At 32.0% G+C, this 21,120-nt stretch carries 19 protein-coding genes and 1 riboswitch; of the genes, 16 read left to right on the forward strand and 3 right to left on the reverse strand.

What is annotated here, in order from left to right; all coding sequences use genetic code 11:
- Positions 1-41: 41 nt before the first annotated feature.
- From KMW28_RS12340 to KMW28_RS12375, 8 genes are all read left to right on the forward strand, one after another.
- Positions 42-2,660: a carboxypeptidase-like regulatory domain-containing protein gene (locus tag KMW28_RS12340; protein ID WP_169663156.1), complete on the forward strand. Its 2,619-nt coding sequence runs from the start codon at positions 42-44 to the stop codon at positions 2,658-2,660.
- Between the two features lie 155 nt (positions 2,661-2,815).
- Positions 2,816-2,993: riboswitch (cobalamin riboswitch) on the forward strand.
- 19 nt (positions 2,994-3,012) lie between these two features.
- Positions 3,013-4,167 carry an ABC transporter substrate-binding protein gene (locus tag KMW28_RS12345; RefSeq protein ID WP_169663155.1) on the forward strand — a complete coding sequence of 385 codons (1,155 nt, stop codon included), beginning with the start codon at positions 3,013-3,015 and terminating at the stop codon, positions 4,165-4,167.
- On the forward strand, positions 4,167-6,038 hold the full coding sequence (locus KMW28_RS12350) for a TonB-dependent receptor plug domain-containing protein (protein ID WP_169663154.1): 1,872 nt from the start codon (positions 4,167-4,169) through the stop codon (positions 6,036-6,038). The genes KMW28_RS12345 and KMW28_RS12350 overlap by 1 nt, the downstream gene beginning before the upstream one ends.
- A gap of 15 nt (positions 6,039-6,053) precedes the next feature.
- A complete protein-coding gene (locus tag KMW28_RS12355) occupies positions 6,054-7,175 on the forward strand; it encodes a YncE family protein (protein ID WP_169663153.1) in 1,122 nt (373 codons plus the stop codon).
- Between the two features lie 109 nt (positions 7,176-7,284).
- Positions 7,285-8,028, forward strand: a complete 744-nt coding sequence (locus KMW28_RS12360) for a CPBP family intramembrane glutamic endopeptidase (protein WP_169663152.1) — start codon at positions 7,285-7,287, stop codon at positions 8,026-8,028.
- A 49-nt stretch (positions 8,029-8,077) separates the two neighbouring features.
- Complete coding sequence (locus tag KMW28_RS12365; RefSeq protein WP_169663151.1) at positions 8,078-8,578, forward strand: OmpH family outer membrane protein; 501 nt, start codon at positions 8,078-8,080, stop codon at positions 8,576-8,578.
- A gap of 1 nt (position 8,579) precedes the next feature.
- Positions 8,580-9,878 carry a gliding motility protein GldB-related protein gene (locus KMW28_RS12370; protein WP_169663150.1) on the forward strand — a complete coding sequence of 433 codons (1,299 nt, stop codon included), beginning with the start codon at positions 8,580-8,582 and terminating at the stop codon, positions 9,876-9,878.
- An 86-nt stretch (positions 9,879-9,964) separates the two neighbouring features.
- Positions 9,965-11,404, forward strand: coding sequence for a S41 family peptidase (locus tag KMW28_RS12375; protein ID WP_169663149.1), 1,440 nt, complete (start codon positions 9,965-9,967; stop codon positions 11,402-11,404).
- A gap of 55 nt (positions 11,405-11,459) precedes the next feature.
- On the opposite strand, the gene KMW28_RS12380 is transcribed toward KMW28_RS12375, so the two are convergent.
- Positions 11,460-13,097, reverse strand: a complete 1,638-nt coding sequence (locus tag KMW28_RS12380; RefSeq protein WP_169663148.1) for a sulfatase-like hydrolase/transferase — start codon at positions 13,095-13,097, stop codon at positions 11,460-11,462.
- A gap of 341 nt (positions 13,098-13,438) precedes the next feature.
- Between KMW28_RS12380 and KMW28_RS12385 the strand changes: the two genes are divergently transcribed.
- The 4 genes from KMW28_RS12385 to KMW28_RS12400 all read left to right on the forward strand — a co-directional run bounded on the left by KMW28_RS12385 (position 13,439) and on the right by KMW28_RS12400 (position 15,530).
- Positions 13,439-14,134 carry a YARHG domain-containing protein gene (locus KMW28_RS12385; protein WP_169663147.1) on the forward strand — a complete coding sequence of 232 codons (696 nt, stop codon included), beginning with the start codon at positions 13,439-13,441 and terminating at the stop codon, positions 14,132-14,134.
- Between the two features lie 13 nt (positions 14,135-14,147).
- Positions 14,148-14,528 carry a VOC family protein gene (locus KMW28_RS12390; RefSeq protein WP_169663146.1) on the forward strand — a complete coding sequence of 127 codons (381 nt, stop codon included), beginning with the start codon at positions 14,148-14,150 and terminating at the stop codon, positions 14,526-14,528.
- Between the two features lie 115 nt (positions 14,529-14,643).
- On the forward strand, positions 14,644-15,048 hold the full coding sequence (locus tag KMW28_RS12395; protein WP_169663145.1) for a MerC domain-containing protein: 405 nt from the start codon (positions 14,644-14,646) through the stop codon (positions 15,046-15,048).
- A 122-nt stretch (positions 15,049-15,170) separates the two neighbouring features.
- Positions 15,171-15,530 carry a winged helix-turn-helix transcriptional regulator gene (locus tag KMW28_RS12400; RefSeq protein WP_169663144.1) on the forward strand — a complete coding sequence of 120 codons (360 nt, stop codon included), beginning with the start codon at positions 15,171-15,173 and terminating at the stop codon, positions 15,528-15,530.
- Here the strand turns inward: KMW28_RS12400 and KMW28_RS12405 are convergent.
- Positions 15,506-16,024, reverse strand: coding sequence for a lactoylglutathione lyase family protein (locus KMW28_RS12405; protein WP_169663143.1), 519 nt, complete (start codon positions 16,022-16,024; stop codon positions 15,506-15,508). The two genes, KMW28_RS12400 and KMW28_RS12405, sit on opposite strands and share 25 nt — an antisense overlap.
- A gap of 286 nt (positions 16,025-16,310) precedes the next feature.
- Between KMW28_RS12405 and KMW28_RS12410 the strand changes: the two genes are divergently transcribed.
- The 4 genes from KMW28_RS12410 to KMW28_RS12425 all read left to right on the forward strand — a co-directional run bounded on the left by KMW28_RS12410 (position 16,311) and on the right by KMW28_RS12425 (position 20,568).
- Positions 16,311-16,658: a DUF1801 domain-containing protein gene (locus KMW28_RS12410; protein WP_169663142.1), complete on the forward strand. Its 348-nt coding sequence runs from the start codon at positions 16,311-16,313 to the stop codon at positions 16,656-16,658.
- Between the two features lie 50 nt (positions 16,659-16,708).
- On the forward strand, positions 16,709-17,356 hold the full coding sequence (locus tag KMW28_RS12415; protein ID WP_169663141.1) for an MBL fold metallo-hydrolase: 648 nt from the start codon (positions 16,709-16,711) through the stop codon (positions 17,354-17,356).
- A 213-nt stretch (positions 17,357-17,569) separates the two neighbouring features.
- A complete protein-coding gene (locus KMW28_RS12420) occupies positions 17,570-17,953 on the forward strand; it encodes a hypothetical protein (RefSeq protein WP_169663140.1) in 384 nt (127 codons plus the stop codon).
- A gap of 11 nt (positions 17,954-17,964) precedes the next feature.
- Complete coding sequence (locus tag KMW28_RS12425) at positions 17,965-20,568, forward strand: DUF4132 domain-containing protein (RefSeq protein ID WP_169663139.1); 2,604 nt, start codon at positions 17,965-17,967, stop codon at positions 20,566-20,568.
- A gap of 92 nt (positions 20,569-20,660) precedes the next feature.
- Here the strand turns inward: KMW28_RS12425 and KMW28_RS12430 are convergent, their stop codons facing one another.
- Complete coding sequence (locus tag KMW28_RS12430) at positions 20,661-21,119, reverse strand: T9SS type A sorting domain-containing protein (RefSeq protein WP_169663138.1); 459 nt, start codon at positions 21,117-21,119, stop codon at positions 20,661-20,663.
- Between the last annotated feature and the right edge of the window lies 1 nt (position 21,120).

Below are 21,120 nucleotides of genomic sequence, written 5' to 3' on the forward strand. Positions count from 1 at the left end.
CTTTGGCCAATTTCTCATACCAAAGACTAACCAACTTGAAAATGAAATCAATCTACTTATTTTTATTGGGTTTAATTACCTGTACTCTTTTGTCTGCTCAAGATTTAAAAGGTAAACTGATAGACAAAGTTGACAACACCCCTATTCCCTATGCTAATGTTTTAATTAAAGGAAAATATATAGGCGCTGCTACAAATGACAAGGGATATTTTAGAATTCCCATTAAAACTGAAAGTCTTAAAGATACTTTAGAAGTTTCTTGTATAGGTTACGAGAAAAAGCGCATTCCTATAGCAAAGTTGTCTTTGATGATGGTTAATGATATTGCATTACAATCGAATGCTACGGAATTGGACTTAGTTGTGGTTAAATCTAAAATACCGACTGTAAAGGAAATTATACAAAACACGGCTAAAAAGTTTAAAAAAGAATTTAGACAAACTCCCTATCTTGGCGAATTTTACTATGCTGAATTGAAATATCAGAATGATGAATTTATTTCTGGTTTAGAAGGTAGTGGTGATATTTATTTTAATGAATTCGATCAAAAAACATACAATATTACAGCATATAAAGGAGGTGTTTACAATCTACTTTTTGATCAACTAAGAGAGAATAAAAACCACGATTGGAATTATGATGAAACTTGGGATTTTTCTAACCTCAATGAAAAAGAAAAACGACAATTAGAAAAAGGTGGCAACATTAAAGAAACAGAAGACTTTTATAGAAATAGCAACCTTATTCAATCTAAACTCTTATTGGGGTATAGTTGGAATATCATAAAAAATGGCCCACTATTTAATTATAATTCATTTGAGTATACATTGGAAGATCTATACTCACAAAAAGGTTCTTCAATATATGTGCTCTCTTATAAAAGTGTAAACCCAAAAATTCAAGGTACTGGGAAACTATATATACGTGAGAATTATGAAGTAGTAAAAATTGAAAGTAATGATTTCTTTATCCCTATAAGTAAAAACGATTTCTATTATATCTACCCTTATATTAGTAATAGGAAAAATTCTAAAGGTAACATACAATTTGCTTATAGAGATGACAGAAACTACATTCAAGATATAGATTATCAATTGGTTTATAATGATCCCAAAACCAAAACCACATATGAGGGGCATTTAGATATTGTCAATTTCAGCACAACGGAAGGATATTCTTTAAATGCAGGTAATACTTTTCGATTATCCGATAAAGTTGCCCTTTGGGTAGATATGGAATCCCCTTTTGCAGAATACAATGGTGCGTATTGGGAGTTTAGATCGATCGATAGCAATAAATACTCTGAACTAATCAATCAAAAGGAAATATCCTACACTAGTCTATACGATAAACGTGATTCTATTCGAGTGGAATATAATAATTACTTTAAAAGTAGAACTGAAGAACAACGTCAGAATGTGGCTATGAGCGATTTCATGAAGTATAAACAGACACGTGAATTACTAAAAAGAAGTACTTACAGTCAACAAAATCATAAGGATATAAAAAATGAATTAAAGGAAATTAGAACGACTTATTTTGATCCCTATTATTTTGATAAACAAAGGGAAGAAATCTCAGATAGTTTAAATTATCATTATACTTTCATGAAACAGATTGATGAAAGTACAAACATCCTTAATAACCTTGCTTATCATACTGACTATAAAGCCTCCAACCAATTATTACAAGCGGTATTCAACAACATGTCTGATACCTTATTTGCTTATAAAGACAAGTTGAACGAAGATTTCATCAATGAAAATAAAGGTAATATCATTGCCCTATGGATTGAGGCAAATACGATCTACGCAGAAAATTTTACAGATACGGTTAAAGTAAATAATCGAAACCACTTAATCTCAGTACTTAAACATTTCGATTTAAACGATCCGATGATTTATTCAAGTCCTGTGCTAGCTGAATATATTGCGGAGAGTATTCATACTCAGATAACAATAGTTGAAGATGATTTTACAAGTATAGAAAAAGGTCGTTTCAACCATCAAGCGAATACTAACTTGGAAAGATTTCAGGAAATCAATCAAAACGTTATTCAAAATGAGGAGTTGCAAGAAAAAGTATTGTTCGAGTACTTATCAAAATATCACTATTACAATGATACTTTGAGTAATGCTAAATTCAATCAATCCGTTGAAGTCTTTAAAAACACGTATCCCACATCCTCTCAAATTAAAGAATTAACCGGGCTGGCCAACAGAAGAAAAGGGTTCAAAGAAATAGAGTTCCCAAAAGATATCTCAGTAATTGATACTCATGGTAACGAATTTTCTAAACGTTTTGATGATGGCACTTATGTCATTAACCTATTTGTAAGTTGGTGTGGCTTCTGTAAAAAAGGGCTTCATGAAGATTTCCCTGCTATTATTGAAAAGCATAAAAACTCTAATATAAAATTTGTGTATTTATTCTGTGATCAATCTGATATAAAATGGAAAGAGGAGGTAAATAAACTACCGATTACCGAGCAAGTTCAATATTATAGGGTGACGGATCATAATATCTCTCAACTAAGAAATACGTTAAATGTACAAGGCTACCCCACTCAGTTTATTGTGAAAGATGGCGTTATTATTAAAAGAATAACTGGTTTAAAACCACTCATTTTGGAAAAAGAATTGAACAATTTGGTTCATTAATAACATACACAACAGGCCTTCTTAAATAGTGAATATGTCGATTATTTAAGAAGGTCTTTTTCAATTTCAAAATAGTTATTTTCGTTATTGTTAGACGACGAAAATAAATTTACAAATGATCACAATCACTTAATAAGTGATACTTTGGAATTGTTTTATAACTTTTCTTCTTCCATATTTGCATCAACAAAAGGGAATTTGGTGTAAATCCAAAACAGTCCCCGCTACTGTAACTTTTCCTATTAATTTAGGTTTTTGAGAATTACCACTGGTCGACCGGGAAGGTTCAAAATAAAAAGAAGTCAGGATATCTTTTGTTGTAGAAATATTCTTCGGGTGAAAAGTGAAAACAATGAAACGTCTTATAAATGTACTCCTATTTTTAGGAGCATTATCCACAGTTTTATTTAGCTGTGAATCTCATACAAACAAAACTTCAAAGGAAACTTATCAGAGTTTTACTGCAACTCCTCTGCAAGTAAAATATGCTAAAACTTTCTCTCTTGACTATAAAGATGATTACAAAGTTTTACATCTAATCAATCCTTTCAACGACAAGAAGACCTCTTATGTATTATTGCAAAAGGGTCAATCATTGCCAACTGGTTTTACTCAAAGCCAAGTTATTCGCATTCCCATTTCAAACATGATCACTACCACTACATCACAAACTACGATGATGGAAGAGTTGGATGCATTAGATGCTATTAGAGGTTATGTCGATTCTACATATATGTACAGTCAAGCTATTGTTGATCGAATGGCTGATGGAAAAATTATTACAGTTGGTTATGACATTACTGATAATGCAGAAAAGATTCTTATGTCTAATGCAGACCTTGTAATGGTTGTGGGAAATTCTTCTGTAACTGCTCAATCTTTTCCTGTGATTAGAAAAGCAGGTATTCCAATTTTGTCGAACACTGATTGGCAAGAAAATGACTTATTAGGACGAGCTGAATGGGTGAAATTATTTGGAGCATTATTAAATAAAGAAAAGCAAGCTGATGCTTTATTTACAAGCATCGAATTAAAATATAACGATTTAGTAAAATTAGCGAAGCAATCGGATTCACAACCAAAAGTGATTACAGGTTTTCCTTATAAAGGAATGTGGTCTGTACCTGGAGGTGCTTCTTATTTGGCAAAAGCTTTAGAGCAAACACATGTTTCTTACCCTTGGAGTGAAACAGATCAGACTGGAAGTATACAACTAGATCTTGAAGCTGTTTTTGCAAAGGGTAAAGATGCTGATTATTGGGTAAATGCAGGAACAACAGACAACCTTCAACAGATTTTGAATAAAGATTCTCGTTATGGGCAATTCGATGCATTTAAAAATCGAATGGTCTTCAACCATAATAAACGAACAAGAGGTGGAATGGCTAGTGATTATTGGGCCACAGGAAACCTCCATCCTGAAATCGTTTTAGCAGACTTAATAAAGATATTTCATCCGGATTTGTTACCGGATCACGAACTCTATTTCTATCAGAAATTACAATAATGATTAAGAGGATTATCACATTAGTGTTTCTCTTTGCTCATGTTTCTCTTTTTGCTCAGGATGAATATCAACTTCCTGATCGCGAATTAAATGAAGTGGAAATTACAGCAAAGACCATGAAGTACTATAGTCAAGGAGCACATATACAATCTTTTGATAGTGCTACTATACAATTAAATAATGATAACACACTTGCATCTTTTCTTAGAGATCATAGTTCGGCTTATATAAGAGAATACGGTGCTCCCGGACAGCTTACTACTGTTTCTTTACGTGGTACTTCTCCTGAAAATACTGCAATTATATGGAATGGTATTAACTTAAATTCATTAACCCTAGGACAACTTGATATGTCATCAGTAAACATATTTTATTTTGATAATATGGATTTACATTATGGCTCCGGAGCTGCTCAATATGGTTCTGGTGCTGTTGGTGGTACAATAATTTTGGATGGACAACCAACATATCGCAAAAATTCAAATGCTCAAGTTGAATATTCAACAGGAAGTTTTGGCCAACAATTCATTGGTGTAAAAGCTGAATTAGTTAGTAAAAAATGGAGGAATAAGATTACTGCTTTGTATCAAAAATCAGACAATGATTATACTTTCACCAACAGAAGTATTATTGACACAATTGAAAAACAAAATAACGCAGGCTTCTGGCATAAAGGTATATTATACCAATCTTCATTTAAACCAACTGATAATCAAGAAGTAAATGCTAAACTTTGGTACACAGAAGAACAAAGAGATATTCAACCGAGTATGGCAAATAATAATAACCCTCTTACTTATAACTCAATGTCAAATAGTAATTTTAGGGGGGTATTAGATTATAAATATACTTCATCAAATTGGGTACATTTAGGTAGAGTAGCTTTTATAAAGGATAATCAATATTCATTTGGTTCATTTATTGGTACCGAAAGAATACAAGGTGAGTACAGTGCGGAAACATCAATAAAAAAAATAAATTTCAAGGGAGGTGTTAATGCAATGCATATTTGGCCAAATGTTAGTACATACCCTGAAAATACTCAAGAAACACGAGCATCTGCTTATGTTGCATTAAGATATGATTTTAATAATAGATTAAATATTTCAACATTATTACGTCAAACTATTGTCACTGGTTATTCAGCACCTTTTACTCCTTCTCTTAGTTTAGCCTACAAAGTAGTAGGCTCCGAAAAGAATTACTTAAATTTAAAGAGTTCGATTGCAAGAAGCTACAGAGTTCCAACACTTAATGAAAGATATTGGGGTGAAAATGCAAACCCTAATATTCGACCTGAGGATGGTTACAACTTCGATCTAGGTTATCAATTTATTCACCATTTCAAACATTTTAGTTTAGAATCAAATACTTCTTTGTTTTATATAAAAATGTATGATAGAATTGAATGGGTACCTGAAGATCCTACTTATGCTAGAAATATAAAAAACTCTTTATCTCAAGGAATAGAAACTGATATTAATTTCAATAATAATTATTCTGAAGCAGCACTAAAATGGATGGGAAAATTAGCTTATTCATTTACTGATGCTAAAAATTTAGATTCGGACAAACAATTAATTTATGTCCCTAATCATTTATTCAAAACTTCATTTCAATTAGGTTTTAAAGGCTGGGTATGGGAAATAAATACTCTTTTTACAGGAGAACGTACTACAACAGACGATTATGACATTATGCCTTCATATAATGTTATTAACAGTAGTTTAAGAAAAGCAATTACAATTAATAAAATAAAAACAGTAATCTGTTTTAAGGTGAATAATCTTCTTGATGAAGAGTATCAGAATTATAAAAATTATTCGATGCCTGGCAGAAACTATACTTTCAAAATAAATTTTTCAATTTAATTTTTATCATAAAAAATGAAACACAATTTTTACAAACAACTCCTACTTTTTATCACTTCATCATTATTATTGATCTCATGTAATGATGATAAAAATGAAAATGTAACTACTTTCGACCCAAGCTTTGTAATTGTAAACGAAGGTAATTTTTCTGAAGGTAATGGACGCCTTTTTGGAGTAGAGGAAAAGGACAGTATTTATACAATCATGCCTGATTATTTTAAATACAAAAACAATAGAGAAATACAATCTTATCTTCAAGGCTGTGATATTAGTGAAAATGTCACTGTTATATGTGGTGCTAATGGCGACAAAATTGAATTCCTTGATTCTAAAAGTTTAGTACGTAAGTTTGACCCGTTTACGACAGATATTGTCAACCCAAGAAAAGCAGCCTTTTCTGACAATTATATTTTTGTTTCTGTTTGGGGACCTTATACTGATGTAGATAATGGAGACTACAGCATAAAAAACTCTAAAATTATTAAACTTGATATTAATACAGGTAAAGAAGTATCAAGATTTGATGTAGGAAGTAAACCTGAAGGTTTAGCAGTTGTAAATGATGAATTATATGTTGCAATTGCGGATTCTACGAAAATTGAAGTTTATAACTTAGATGGTAACTTACAAGAGAATATTAACTTAAATGCTGTTCCTCAGGATTTTTTAGTTGATTCTGACAATAACTTATGGGTTTCATTAACTAAAGGTTATATTTTCCCAACTCCTGCTGATGAGAATTTAGGAATTGGTCAAGTGAATACATCTTCAAAAACTGTAGAATTAAAAGTTAACTTCCCTCAGATTAGTGGAAAAGGATTTATGAAATTCGATGAAAACTCGAGTAAAATCTATGCACTTGGTTCCATTATTACTTATGATGATGATTGGAATCAATTACCTGCAGAAAGTTCTATTATCCGATTTGATATTAATAATGCTGTTTCAGAAAAATATATGGAAGGTATTAATTTTAGTGGTTTTGGGATCAATCCAAACAATGATTATTTCTACCTAGCGATTACTCCTCACTTTTCAGGTTCTGGTTCTTACCAAATATATAATGAAGAAAAAGAACTTGTGGCTAATGAAAGTGCAGGTGTAGGTCCATTTGATTTTATTTTCTTTAAATAAACATTTTGTCAAAATAATAAGTGTAAAGAGTCAAGAAAATTTTTCTTGGCTCTTTTTTTTATGAGGTGATAAATCATAGTTTATGATATAAATAAGAAATACTTCAATCATGAACTTCAATTTAAAAATAACTAGACCTAACGAACCTTTCCCTGACAAGATTAAATATCAATTAAAAGATATTATCGCTTTTCTGTCCATCCCTTTGATGTTCATTAATGGGTATGTATTACTCACCTATTTTGATCTTCAAAAAGAGACGGTAGCTGTTGCCGATGCCCTATTAAGAGGTTTTCTTTTCTTTATTCTCATTTACTTATATAAAGATGTGCTTCAAACTCATTGGAAATACTTTAATCAATCTAAAAGGAATTCATGGCTTTTAGTCATATTAGGAGGTATTCTACTTCAGATCATTATTTCAATCACTAAAAAATTATTACCAGAAATTGATGCTGTTGCTAGTCAGGGTACTCCCCTTTTTCAAAATCAAAATGGACTACCCGAAATAAGTTTTTCATTATTTCTGATCACCTTAGGTCCTGTATTTACTTCACTTATAGAAGACATCACTTTTCGATACCTCTTATTACATAAGCTATTTCTTGATAATAAAATTTGGAGAGTAGTACTAGTAGTTTTCAATGCAGTGATCTTTGGATTAATACATTACAATAATTTCGGAGGACATATTATTGCTACGGTGAGCTTTATGACTGCTGGATTGTTTCTAAACCTTATCTATTTATATACTAGAAATATTTGGCATGTCTTCTTGATTCATTGTTTGAATAATTTTATCCTTTCAGTTTTGGGATTGTTTATTGTTTGGGGGATGCAATTATTACAATAATTTAAATCTTCGATTTATGATAGATAAAAAATAATTCGCAAATTACTGAATGAAGTATCATCATCAACTCTATTTCAGTATTCTATTCTTCTTTGCCTTAAACTTTTCTTATGGACAAGAAAAATATGGCTATTTCTATCTTGATTCCGTAAAAATAGAACTTCCTCAATATGTAAAAGAGGAACATGAAAAAGTTTTTTTAACTGATAGTTTAACGAAAATTCTCCAACATAAATCTCAAGAATTTGCATTAAGTTATACGGTAATTGAAGAACACAGAGAATGGACTCCAGAAGAAATTGATAGTTTAAGTAGAAGTTTAGAAAATCAACAAAAATCTATTCAGGCTTTTCAGTTAAAAGCTATGGGTATCATTAGTGATAGAGAGAAAAACTTTGACAAAGAAATCAAACAATATATAAGTGAAAAAGTAGTTTTGTTTTGTGAAGCTAAAGGCATCTCTTATATTTTCCCTAAACAGATTTTGATGTATCAATCTAAAGATTGTGATTATACCTCAGAGTTTATCAAATTTTTAAAGACAGAATAATATGAAAACTACCACCCTACTTTCTCTTCTCTTAATATTATTCTTCAGTTGTCAAAAACAAGACAAACCTACACAATCTTGTGAACTCATTGATATTGGAAAAATAGGCACTACATGTGATTCACTTAGGGCAATAGGTCAACATAATAAAGCAGCTCAAGTCTATTATCAAGCAGGTGAAATTAATCAATCCTCAGAATTATTTGTGTATGCTGCTTGGCAATATGGTGAAGGAAATGCGGTTGACTCTGCATTATTGTCAGTAAAAAGATCGATTGATTTTGGCATGAATGACCCTATTATTCTGAATAAATTGGGAATTGAAAAAGGCGGAAATGATGTAAAGTTAAGATTAGAAGTCGATTCTTTGCTTGATATCATTCATCAAAGAAACCAGTATATAGAGAATTTTGAAATTGTTACTGCCCCTACCGATCGATTCTGGAAATATTTTGAACAATCAATTCATGATGAAGAAAATGCAGATCTGTATTTATCAAATTATATCTGCGAAGGATCTCTTGCCTTAAAAGATTACTATCATATTCGATACGAAAATGTAGAAAAAATGAAAAGGGTGATGGTCGAGAAAAACCCTGCCTACTATCAATATTTAAGAGAACATGTTTCTAATAACCGATTGGAAGGTGTAGCGAATAATGCCAAAACAATGATGGTAAGATTTTCTGATTTGTACCCTCAAGCAGTATTTCCTAAAACGTATATCGTTCCCGATTTAATCAATGGGTCTGGAACTTTAACCGAATTAGGTCTTTTTATTGGGGTGACTATGTTTGCAAAATCAGATAGCATGCCTTTGGAAAATCTTAATGATTGGCAGAAGAATTCCATCACAGAATTTGAGAACATGAAATACGATTTAGTGCATGAACTAATGCACTTTCAACAATCATATTCGGATCATGAAAATGCAGATAAAGTATTGGGGAAAATTATAGAAGAGGGTGTTTGTGATTTCTTGGTATCTATTCTAACAGAAGACCAACAACCTAGCCCTGGAGTCCAACATAATTTAGATTACTTGAAAGATCCCAAAAACTTCAATTTTGTGATGAAAGAATTGAAGCGAGAGGCCTACAGTACCGATTTATCAAAGTGGATGCATAATGGTGGAGCAATTAAAGACCGACCAAGTAACCTTGGATATACAATGGGGTACCTCGTTTGTAAATCATATTACGATAAAAGTGAGGATAAGAAAGTAGCAATTTATGAACTACTGAATACGAACAACTTCAAGAAGATTATAGAAAAAAGTGATTATAGAGAAATATTGTAGAATGATATATTCATTATTCTTTTGGGAATGAAAAGATATTTATCGTAACATTGTACGTATTTATTTTTCAAATTTCTACAAAACCAATGAAAAAGCTACTAACACTACTCTTCTCTCTCAGTTTTACGTTCTCCTATGCGCAACACAAAATCAAGGGAGAAAAGCTTCTAGAAGATTTTGATACCTTAGTCAGTGAACTTAGACTTCAACATCAAGGACTCTACAATTATACAGACAAAAGCGATACGGATTCTATTTTAGACAGTATCAGAAATACGCTAAAAAATGGAAAAACCTATCTGGAATTCTATGAGGACACTCGCCTTGTTATCGGTTTAACCAATGAAGGACATACTTCCATCGATCTTCCCAAAAAACAATTGATCAAATTAGGTCTATCCAAATCATTTTTACCACTGAAGGTGAAATTTTGTGATGATCATTTAATGGTTGTTCAAAATTATGGGAAAGAGATACTAGACCTAAAACAAGGTACTGAGATTCTTTCTGTTAATGGTCGATCAATTGATGAAATTTGCAACAAAATTTACCCACTTATTCCTTCTGATGGCTTTAATGTCACATCAAAAAATGAATGGGTTGGAGGAATTATCTTTTCCCTGTTGAATCGTTTGGCTTATGGAAAATCAAAAAATTTTGTGTTAGAAGTAAAAAAATTGGATAGTTCTATCATCAAAAAAATTGATTTAAAACCGGTTCGTTTATCAAGATTCAAGACCAAAAACGCGTTATATCCTAAGATTGATTTTGACTATAAACATTTCGTTTTTGAACAGATCAACGATTCGATTGCTTATATGAGTATCCCTACTTTAGGAACTGATAGCATCGATTACGCTCAGACTTATCAATCTTATTTTTCTAAAGTGGATTCCTTAAACATTAAACATCTAATTATTGATGTTCAAGAAAATGGTGGAGGAACGGAAGGAAAGGAGAATCTTTTATTTAGCTACTTATATCATGATGTTTTCCAAAAGTATAAGCGAATTACAATGCTTCCCAAACCTTATGAAATAAATAAGGAGGATGAAGACTATATTGAAGATAAGTGGGCATTAAAAGGTGATACAGCATATCGGGGTGACTATACTTTAATGAGCGACTATTATTCTAATCTAGGTTTTAAACATCCAAAAGAGCATTTGATCTATGATGGAAAAGTTTACGTTCTAATTAGTGGTAAAACATTCTCAGGTGGAGCTGAATTTTCTAGCTTAGTGAAAATGACAAATAGAGGTCTTTTTATAGGTGAAGAAACGGGCGGAACCTACGAAGGTAATGTTAGTGGATATGCCGAATATGTTACACTACCTAACACAAAAATTGAGGTAAATATTCCAACAGTTCACTTTCAGATGAAGGTAAACCCCAAAGAAAGAGGTCGAGGTGTACTACCTGATTATCGTGTTCCTGAAAAACCACAGGATTATTTAAATGGGGTGAATACTAAAAAAGAGTTTGCTATTCAACTTATTCTTAACTCGAAAGCATCTGAATTATAAGACATCAAAAAAGCACTTAATCATGTTAATTAAGTGCTTTTTTGATAATTTCTTATTAAGATTTACTTTTCTTTTTCTTCGCCGCTTTTTTCGCTTTCTGTGCTCTTACCACAGGATCCGGCTCAAAAAATTGAGGATAACCACCATTGGTATAATCACCATCACATTCTTTTAGAAGGATTGATTTTAACGAGGCTACTTTCTCTGAATGTTGATCATTCAATACCTTTTCCTCACGGTAATCTTCATTGATATTGTACAACTGGAAAACATCATCTTTGATCTGATAACGTAGCTTCCATCCTTCTTTTGTCACGATTGCTGGACCTAATTTGGAGGCAAAAACTGTATACTCTTTTTCCTGACCTTTTCCTTTTAGAAGTGTTTTAGAATAAGAGAAACTATCCTTCCCTTCTACCTGATCTACTCCAATTAGATCAGCCATAGTGTTCATGATATCATAATTATTCACTAATTGATTAGAAGTCTGTCCGGCTTTAATCTTACCTTTCCAATACCAAATTAAAGGTACTCTTACACCACCTTCCCAGTTATCACGTTTCAAACCAGCCATTCCGTCGTTACCGTCGAATACATCGTTGGCTTGGTCGCTGTAGAATTTTGTAGTGATATTATCAAAAGCTTTTCCTTCTTTTGTTTTTCTTCTGAAAGTTCTTCCATCTTCTTCATAATGTACCTCATGTCCATTATCACTTGATAAGATGATGATCGTATTATCTAAAATCCCTAATTCCTCACATTTTGCATAAATCTGCCCTACCGTGTTATCAAAGATTTTGATCATTGTAGCGTATTCTTTTTCCAACGAAGTGAGCCCCTCAGCATTCTTTAATTCTTCATCGATTTCTGGTACTTGAACAGGTCCATGAGGCAACTGTGTCGGGTAATATAAGAAGAAAGGTTGATCTGTTTTGTTTGGATTGTTCTCATCCATGTACTCCAACATTTTGTCCAATACCAAGTACTCAGAATATTGTTTCTTACCCGTAAAGTCCCAACGAATTTTAAAGTTTTCTGGAGATTCTTTTTTAGGAGTAACGGCACAATCGGCGTGTGTATTTCCTTCAATTTCTATCAACTCTCCGTTCTCAAATAAGAAAGGTGGATAGAAACCATGGCAACGTCTGTGGTCATAGAAACCATAATGATAATCCCATCCGTGGTTTTCCATTCTTTCTGGAGTTGTTGCAAATCCCCATTCTAACTTACCAAATTGAGCTGTTTTATAGCCTGCATTTTTAGCTACAGTAGCCAAATACACTTCGTTTTCTCTTGGAGGAGCAAACTCATGAATTTGTTCCTGAATTTTATTTATATCTACGTCTTTCGAATCTCTCAACCAAATACCCGGACGTGTTAATGTATAGTATTCATTTTGTGTGTGACAATCGTGCATACCCGTAATTAAACTTGCTCGAGCAGGTGCACAAAAGTTACTTCCGTAGGCATGATTAAATTTCATACCTCCATCTACCAACTTATCAATGTTAGGTGTTGTAAAATGCTTTTGTCCCCAAGAACTTAACATCCCTCTACCCATATCATCCGCGTAAATTAGAATGATATTAGGTTGTTTTTTCTTTTTCGATTCTGTCTTATCATCATCAATTTTATTGTTCGAACAGAACAAAATTAACGAAGAAGCTAAAGCGATGAAGTTTAGTAATTTCATTATTCTATGATTAACTCATTTCAATATAATTCCAAAAATTGGGTGATTTCATTTCTAGCCCAACAATATTTCCTTACAAGATTAATTTTTTGAAATGACTTTAGTGTGACCAGAAGTTTTTTGATTGTATTCAAGAATATAAAAAACTGATTAAAAGCTTCTTGAAAATCATTTTTGGACAAAAACTATTTGATGATATCACGAAAAGATAAATTAATTTAGAAAGTACTCTTGGAAAAGTTGTCGTAGAAATGGTTTCTTTTATGGCATAAAAAAATCTCCATAGACTAAAAATCTATGGAGTTTTTGCGTAAATTCGATCTTCTAGCAAACAAAATATTATGAAAACACTATTACTCCTACCCTTATTATTTATTTCTAGTATTCTTTTGAGCCAAACAATGGGAATGGAAGAAATAGAACATCAAGATATTTCTATTTGGGAAACTACCTCTGTAAAAGACTATGGGAACGTTTATCACTTTGGTGATTCTGAGTGGGAATATAGTCTTGTCATCGTCGTATTGAATCCAAATAATATTATTGCATATAAAGTACAAGGACATTTTAACGATAATGCAACAGCTTGGATTCATGATTATGAGCATTTAAATGATGTGAAAATTGAAGGCAGTAAATTTTATTCCAAAGAGTTTAATGGAGAATTCGCCACTTATAAAGGAAAAACCAAAGGATTGAAAATGTTTGATGAAAACGAATCATTTACTTCTAAAGAATATGAATTTGGATATTTATCCTACACTCTAAAACAGTACCTCAAAGGAAAATTTCCAACAGCTTCTTATATTGAATTAGATAAATCAACCCTTCAGCAATTTGATAAGTTTGACTTACAAATTATGAGAAACGAAATCTTTGCGAGATATGGATATATATTCAAAAAAGGAGGTAAAATGGAAAGCTATTTTACAACTCAAGAATGGTATTCAGCTGAACATAAAAACGTCAATTCCTTTTTAACTACATTAGAAAAACGTAATATTAAATTGATTCAAGAGGTTGAATCCACTAAATAAAACAAACACTACTATGAATCTCAATCAAATTACTGTACCGTCATTAGACCTCACTAAATCTATCCCCTTTTATCAAACTCTAGGGTTAAAACTTATTGTAAAAGCATTACCGCATTATGCTCGTTTTGTTTGTCCCGATGGCAACTCCACTTTCTCTCTTCATCAGGTAGAACAATTACCCAAAGGAGAAGGTATCTATGTATATTTTGAATGTGATGATTTGGACGATCAAGTACATCAATTAAAACAACAAGGATTACAATTCGAACAAGAACCTGTAGACCAAACATGGTTATGGAGAGAGGCACGTCTAAAAGATCCTGATGGAAATCAGATTATACTATTTTTTGCAGGAGAGAATCGTTTGAATCCACCTTGGAGACTCAAAGAATAAAATATTTGGATTGGACTTTAATAAAATTACCTAAATATTAAGTCTATTATCACTATTTAGTATTGTATTTTTTTGATCTTTGTCTATTTTTGCAATAAAGTCGCAAAATACATTTATGGATATATTTAAAGATAGATCAGATCAATTTGGTGCAGTCGCTAGTTTTGTATGTTTGGTACATTGTATCGCTACCCCTTTATTATTTGTAGCGGGTTCTTGTGCTTCTAGTTGCAGTGCACATAACTTGCCCATTTGGTGGAAAATAATTGATCCAATTTTTCTATTTATCGCATTTGTAGCCATATTTCAATCCACAAAAAATACGTCGAGTACTTGGATGAAACCTGCAATGTGGACCACTTGGTCATTTTTAGCTTTCATTATTATCAATGAAAAATTAGGAATGATAGAGTTATTTGAAGAAATCATTTACATACCTGCTATTATATTGATTGTTCTTCATATCTATAATAGAAAATATTGTCGTTGTAAAGCAACTAAGTGTTGTTCAACCTCATAACAATACTTTGATGATAAAGTATAAAGCTCATCACTTTCTAGTTGAAGTAATGAGCTTTTTTTTGAAGTTAGATCACTTCAATTCATTTATATTAATTAGATTTATAAAAAAGATCATTTATAATGGCATCAGAAAAAATAATCTATCAAGATAAAGAGTTTAATTGTTCGCTGGCCTTTACACTACAATTAATCGGTGATAAATACAAAAGCCTCATATTATTTCACTTAAAAGAGGGACCTCAACGTTCTGGAGAGTTACAAAAAAGTATAACAGATATTTCTAATCGAATGTTTACGTATTCAATAAGAGCTTTAGAAAAGGATCAATTGGTTAAAAGAAAAGTATATCCTGTAACACCTCCTAGAGTAGAATATGAACTTACTGATGCTGGAAAGTCACTTATCCCCATCATTCTAAAATTAGATCAATGGGGACAAGAATTTGCTAGAAACCATTATTTATATGCTCCAGCTGAATAATGTAATTCATATGAATGAGAATATATTTCGAAGACAGTTCCAAATGGATCTTCTACATAACACATTCTATATGGTTTTTCTCCAGGATAGTATTCTCTAATTGGCATTCTTTGCTTCCCTCCTGCATCAACAATTTTTTGAACTAACCCTTCAACATCGGGATCTTGCACAGAAAAATGGAACAAGCCTGTTCTAAATGGTTCGAAGTTGGGCTTTAGATCCTTACTTTCTTTAAATTCGAAAAGCTCAAAACCAATCTTATCGCCACTCGAAAGATGTGCAATTCTAAAAGTGCCCCACCCTTCTCCAAATACATCAATGCACATTTGGCCTATTGCTGTTTCATTTTCTTCAGTTACCAAGGTAGGTTCCATAATTACATAAAAACCTAAAACCTCTGTATAAAACTTTACTGCTTTTTCAATATCTGGTACTGTTATACCAATATGAGAAAATGTTTTTGGGTAGATATTTAATGCTTCGTTATTATTCATAATGTAATTTAAATAGTGATGGATTAATTTATTATCTATCTGTTAAAACTCTCAATACAATAAATAAGATAGCGTTCTAACATGAAACAAAATAAATATACAAAACTATGTTATACAAGTAGTTACATCAAATGCATATAGTTACATAAATGTGTAAAATCATGTTTATCAAAGAGAAAAATGAACAAATTTTTTTTAAAATTTATTCCATTATTTCATCATACTTTTCGATAACACTCTATTATTATCTTTGTATTGTTAATCAATAATTTTTCATTTGATAATCATGAATGACAAAGACACGTTTTATCTCAATCAACCAGAACCCAATAGCAGCTGTTTTTTAGCTCTCCGATCTTTATTAATTGGTGTTCACCCAGATATAGAAGAAACAATAAAATATGGGATACCTTGCTTTAGTTTCAGAAAAAAACCGTTGTGTTATTTATGGAAAGATAAGAAAACGGATGAGCCCTATTTATTATGGGTGGATGGACTTCTATTACATCACAATCGATTGGAAACAGGCAGTAGAAAAAAGATGAAAATTCTTCGAGTGAACCCTCATGAGGATCTTGAAATTGAATTAATACAAAGCATTTTAAAAACTGCTATAGAATTACGTATTAATTGATTTGAATCAAGGCATATTTATCTCTACAAATTTACCTTTGAAATAAAAAGATGAAATTATATCCTATAAGAAAACTGGTTGTTTCTGGAGAATTTATCACCAATTGTTATGTATTGGATAGAGAAGGAAAATGTTTCATTATCGATCCAGGCTATGAAAAAGAACGTATTCAAGAATATATCAAAAAAGAAGGATTAGAGGTGATTGGTATCCTACTTACACATGCACATATCGACCATATGGAGGCATTAGATTGTTTTGATGTACCTATCTACATTCACGAAATAGAATACAAAGTTTTAATGGATGATAATTTGAATGGGTTCGGCTATTTTCAAAAGGACAAAGGGTACGATTTATCGAAAATGGAGATCAGAAAAATTAATGAGGAGACTAAAATTCCTTTAGGGGATGAAGAGATTTCAGTAATACATTGTCCAGGTCATACTATAGGAGGTGTCACATTTAAAATTGGTCATGATTTATATACTGGTGATACATTATTTGAAGGTTCTGTTGGTAAATGGGATCGCCCAACTGCAAATCTTCAAGACTTGAAAAAATCAGTAATTAGACTCATCGATGAGCAACCTGATCATATGCTCATACATCCCGGACATGGAAGAAGTAGTTCTATTGGTATGGAGAAACAGATCAATCCGTTTTATCATCGATGGAAAAGGGAGTCAATGATTTAACTCATATAAAATACCATTTGATTATCCCCCAAGTGAGTGAAGTGACATCATTTACTTGGGGGATTTTACTTTTTTCACTAAAAAATCTTCTTCTTTTTTATGAACGTAACAACATTCCGTTCTTCTTAAATATGTTTGTAATATCAACTAAAGTGATTCTTTCGATGAGGAACACGAGTTGAAAACTATTGTATCATTCAAAATGACAAACCTATGAGAACAATAACTATTACAGATGAATCGATTACAGGCGACAAACTCAATGAATTACTGTTAGAGTTTCAAACAGAATACATTACAGTTAAAGAACTGATTGAAGCTCGAGTTCGTGAGGAAGTCAAAAAGGTAAAACAAAATACAGGAAGCTATAATAAAGGTTTGGTTTTACCCTCTGCCCTTGAACAAAAACTGAATAGAAAGAAAGTGCAGAAAATCGATTATGAAAAGCAAGTCTACATCGCTTTAGATGCATTTATGAAAAATGGTTATTTCATTTTGATAGATAAAGAACAAGCTGAAACTCTTGATCAGAAATTTCATATCGACAACAACACAAAAGTATCATTTATTAAACTAACACCTCTTATTGGTGGCTAATCTTCTATATCATGTTTGGATTATTTAAAAAGAAAAAAGAAGTACTTTCATTTGATATAAAAGCCTTTAAATACTTAAAAGAAATTGTCAGCCAAAATCAATCTGTTTATGGATATCAAGATTTACAACAATTAGATGTATTTCAAAATATCAAAAAATTATCTGATAATGAGAAAAAGGAATTGATTCATCAGTTTTTAGATATCATCGAAGAGATTAGAAAAACAAGTACTAAAAAGAACTTGATTCAAAATGGATATCTGAATTTCAATGAAAATTATCATAAGTATTCCAACTTAGCTAATGAAATGATCTCAGCTCTGTTAAAGAGTAAGATGAATTATGATGATAAAGAATGGATCAATTTAATGAACCGTTTTAAGAATATCGATCAGTCTTTAAAGCAATACAGTGCTTATTATTATTCTTTCAATAACTTCCCTATCAATTATACCATTAAGCAAATTGAATATTACTTAAAGGATCATCCTGTTTCCGAGGAGTTATCGGCTTATCTAATAGATATGTTGAATTGGAAACAGTTTAAAACAACTGATGATCGATACTATTATGGCAGCAATTTAAATACAGCCAAAAAGAAGATTCAAAAGATTTTGAATATCAATCAAGATACAAATAAATTCGAGCTATCATCAAATGATATTGGTCCACAGGTGAATGAAATTATTCAATCGATTTCATCAAAAAATGAGGATTATTACGAGTTATTTCATCTAATTTCTGATGTGAATGGAGGAAAGCCTACTCAAAAACTCATCAAAAAAGTAATGGAACTTCAAGATAATATTGGTGTAGATCAATATAAAAAAGTTGCACATCAGCTTTTAAAGCTACCATTAACTTATGATTTTGTTACAAAAGAAAAAAGATATAATTGGAGAGATAATGTGCATACTTACACTGAAACAACTTTTCTATGTAAACCTTCTCAAAACTTTATAAAAGGGATGGTTTGGAGTATGCACCGATATTCTGACAAAGAAACGATACATCTCCTTTCTAAATTATGCGAGAAATCTTATTCCAAGATTCCAGGTGTAGGACCTGCTGCCGCTTCCGTTGGAAATGCTACCGCTTATATTCTTGGTAATATGAGAGGAAAAGATGGATTGGGGGCATTGTCTCGATTAAAATTGAAGGTAAAGCAAAACAATATCAAAAAGACGATTGATAAGTACCTTAACGAGGGAGCGAAGAAATTCGGTATTTCTGTAGAGGAACTAAAAGAAATGTCGGTACCTGACTTTAAATTAAATCAGGGTAGAAAAAGAATCTTATTAGGCGATCATACTTTAGAGATAAGTATTGAAGGGAATAATGTAATACAGGTCTTTTTTAATAAAGATGGCAGGTCGCTTAAAAGTGTTCCTTCTGCAGTGAAAAATAGTCCTTCTTTATATAATAAACTAAAGGAAGCTCGAAAAGAAATCAAGGAGATTAAGACGGTTGTAAGTTCTCAAAAACAAAGAATAGATAATCAATTTATTTTAGATAGAAACTGGGACTATACTTCTTTCAAGAAATACTATATAGAACATGGTGTCCTCTATCCTATTGTGTCTAAACTTATATGGATTTTCACCAAAAATGAGCGAAGTGTGGATGCTATTTATAAAGACAGCCAATGGTATACTGTTAATGACGAAGTGGTGGATTGGATTGATAATAATACCACTGTAAAACTTTGGCATCCTGTACATGTGGAAGAGGATAATATTCTTCAGTGGAGAACTAAAATGATCGATCTAGAATGGAAACAACCCATCAAACAGGCGTTTAGAGAATTGTATTTACTAACTGATGCTGAATTGAGTACAAAAAGTTATTCGAACAGAATGGCGGCACATATCATTAAACAACATCAGTTTAATGCTTTATCTAGTCTGCGTGATTGGAAATACTCACTAATGGGAGCTTTTGATGATGGTATTGATGCTGATATGGCGTCAAAATATCTTCCTGAATACGGTCTTACAGCTCAATTCTTTATCGATGAGATCGTAAGTGATGATGATTTTAATGATACTGGAATTTGGTTACATGTGGCCACTGATCAAGTAAAATTTATCAATAAAGATAATCAAACAGTAGACCTTGCAGATGTTCCAAAAGTAGTCTTTAGTGAAATTATGCGTGATGTCGATATGTTTGTGGGCGTTTGCAGTGTGGGTAACGATCCACAATGGATGGATAACAATGGCGACCGTCAAATACATCGTGGCTACTGGCAATCGTACTCTTTTGGCGATCTAAATGAAATTGCCAAAACAAAAAAATCAATCTTAGAAAACCTTCTGCCTCGTTTGACAAAACTAAAAGGTAAAGCAGAGATTAATGGTAAATTCTTGATCGTAAAAGGTGATCTAAGAACCTATAAAATCCACATTGGTAGTGGTAATATTCTGATGGAACCGAACGATCAATATTTATGTATTGTTCCTGCCCGATCTGCAGAAACAAAGGCCGAAAAAGTCTTTGTCCCTTTTGAAGGAGACAGAGGTTTATCCATCGTATTAAGTAAGGCGTTCTTGTTAGTGGACGATAAAAAGATCACTGACAGCACTATAACTAGCCAAATTAACAGACAACTTTAATCCCACCTATCTTTATTAGTGTTGGGAAAATGAAATAAGCTGAGCGTCAAACGACACTCAGCTTTTTCAAAGAATGGATTTATCTAAGTATATTAATAATCCACAACTAAACGTTTAGAAATTACATTGCCATTTACATCGGTATAAGTCATGATATAAATACCTGATGATAATTTCACATCCTCTCCTAGTTTAAATCGATTGGTATCCGAAAGATTCAGTTCCTGAATCAAAGCACCTACCTGAGAATACAGTTTTACTGATCCATTTAATAAAGATGTAGATTCAATTGTAAATTTTCCTTCAAAACTTGGGTTTGGAAAAGCATTTATAGTCAATTCTTCCAAGTCATTTTTTAAATCAAGATTAGATGTTCTTGCTGATGAACCACAAGCAAGGTCTGCTGCCGCTTGGGTTTCGTAACATTGGTCGCAACTTTGTACAGGTCGACAAGGTGGACATTTTACAGTTATAGATGCAACCTCTTGTGCCATCACCGAAGTGAAAGAGATGAATAACATCGTTAGAGATATATAAAATATTTTTTTCATT

It is taken from the genome of Flammeovirga yaeyamensis (assembly GCF_018736045.1).
GTDB classification, from domain to species: domain Bacteria; phylum Bacteroidota; class Bacteroidia; order Cytophagales; family Flammeovirgaceae; genus Flammeovirga; species Flammeovirga yaeyamensis.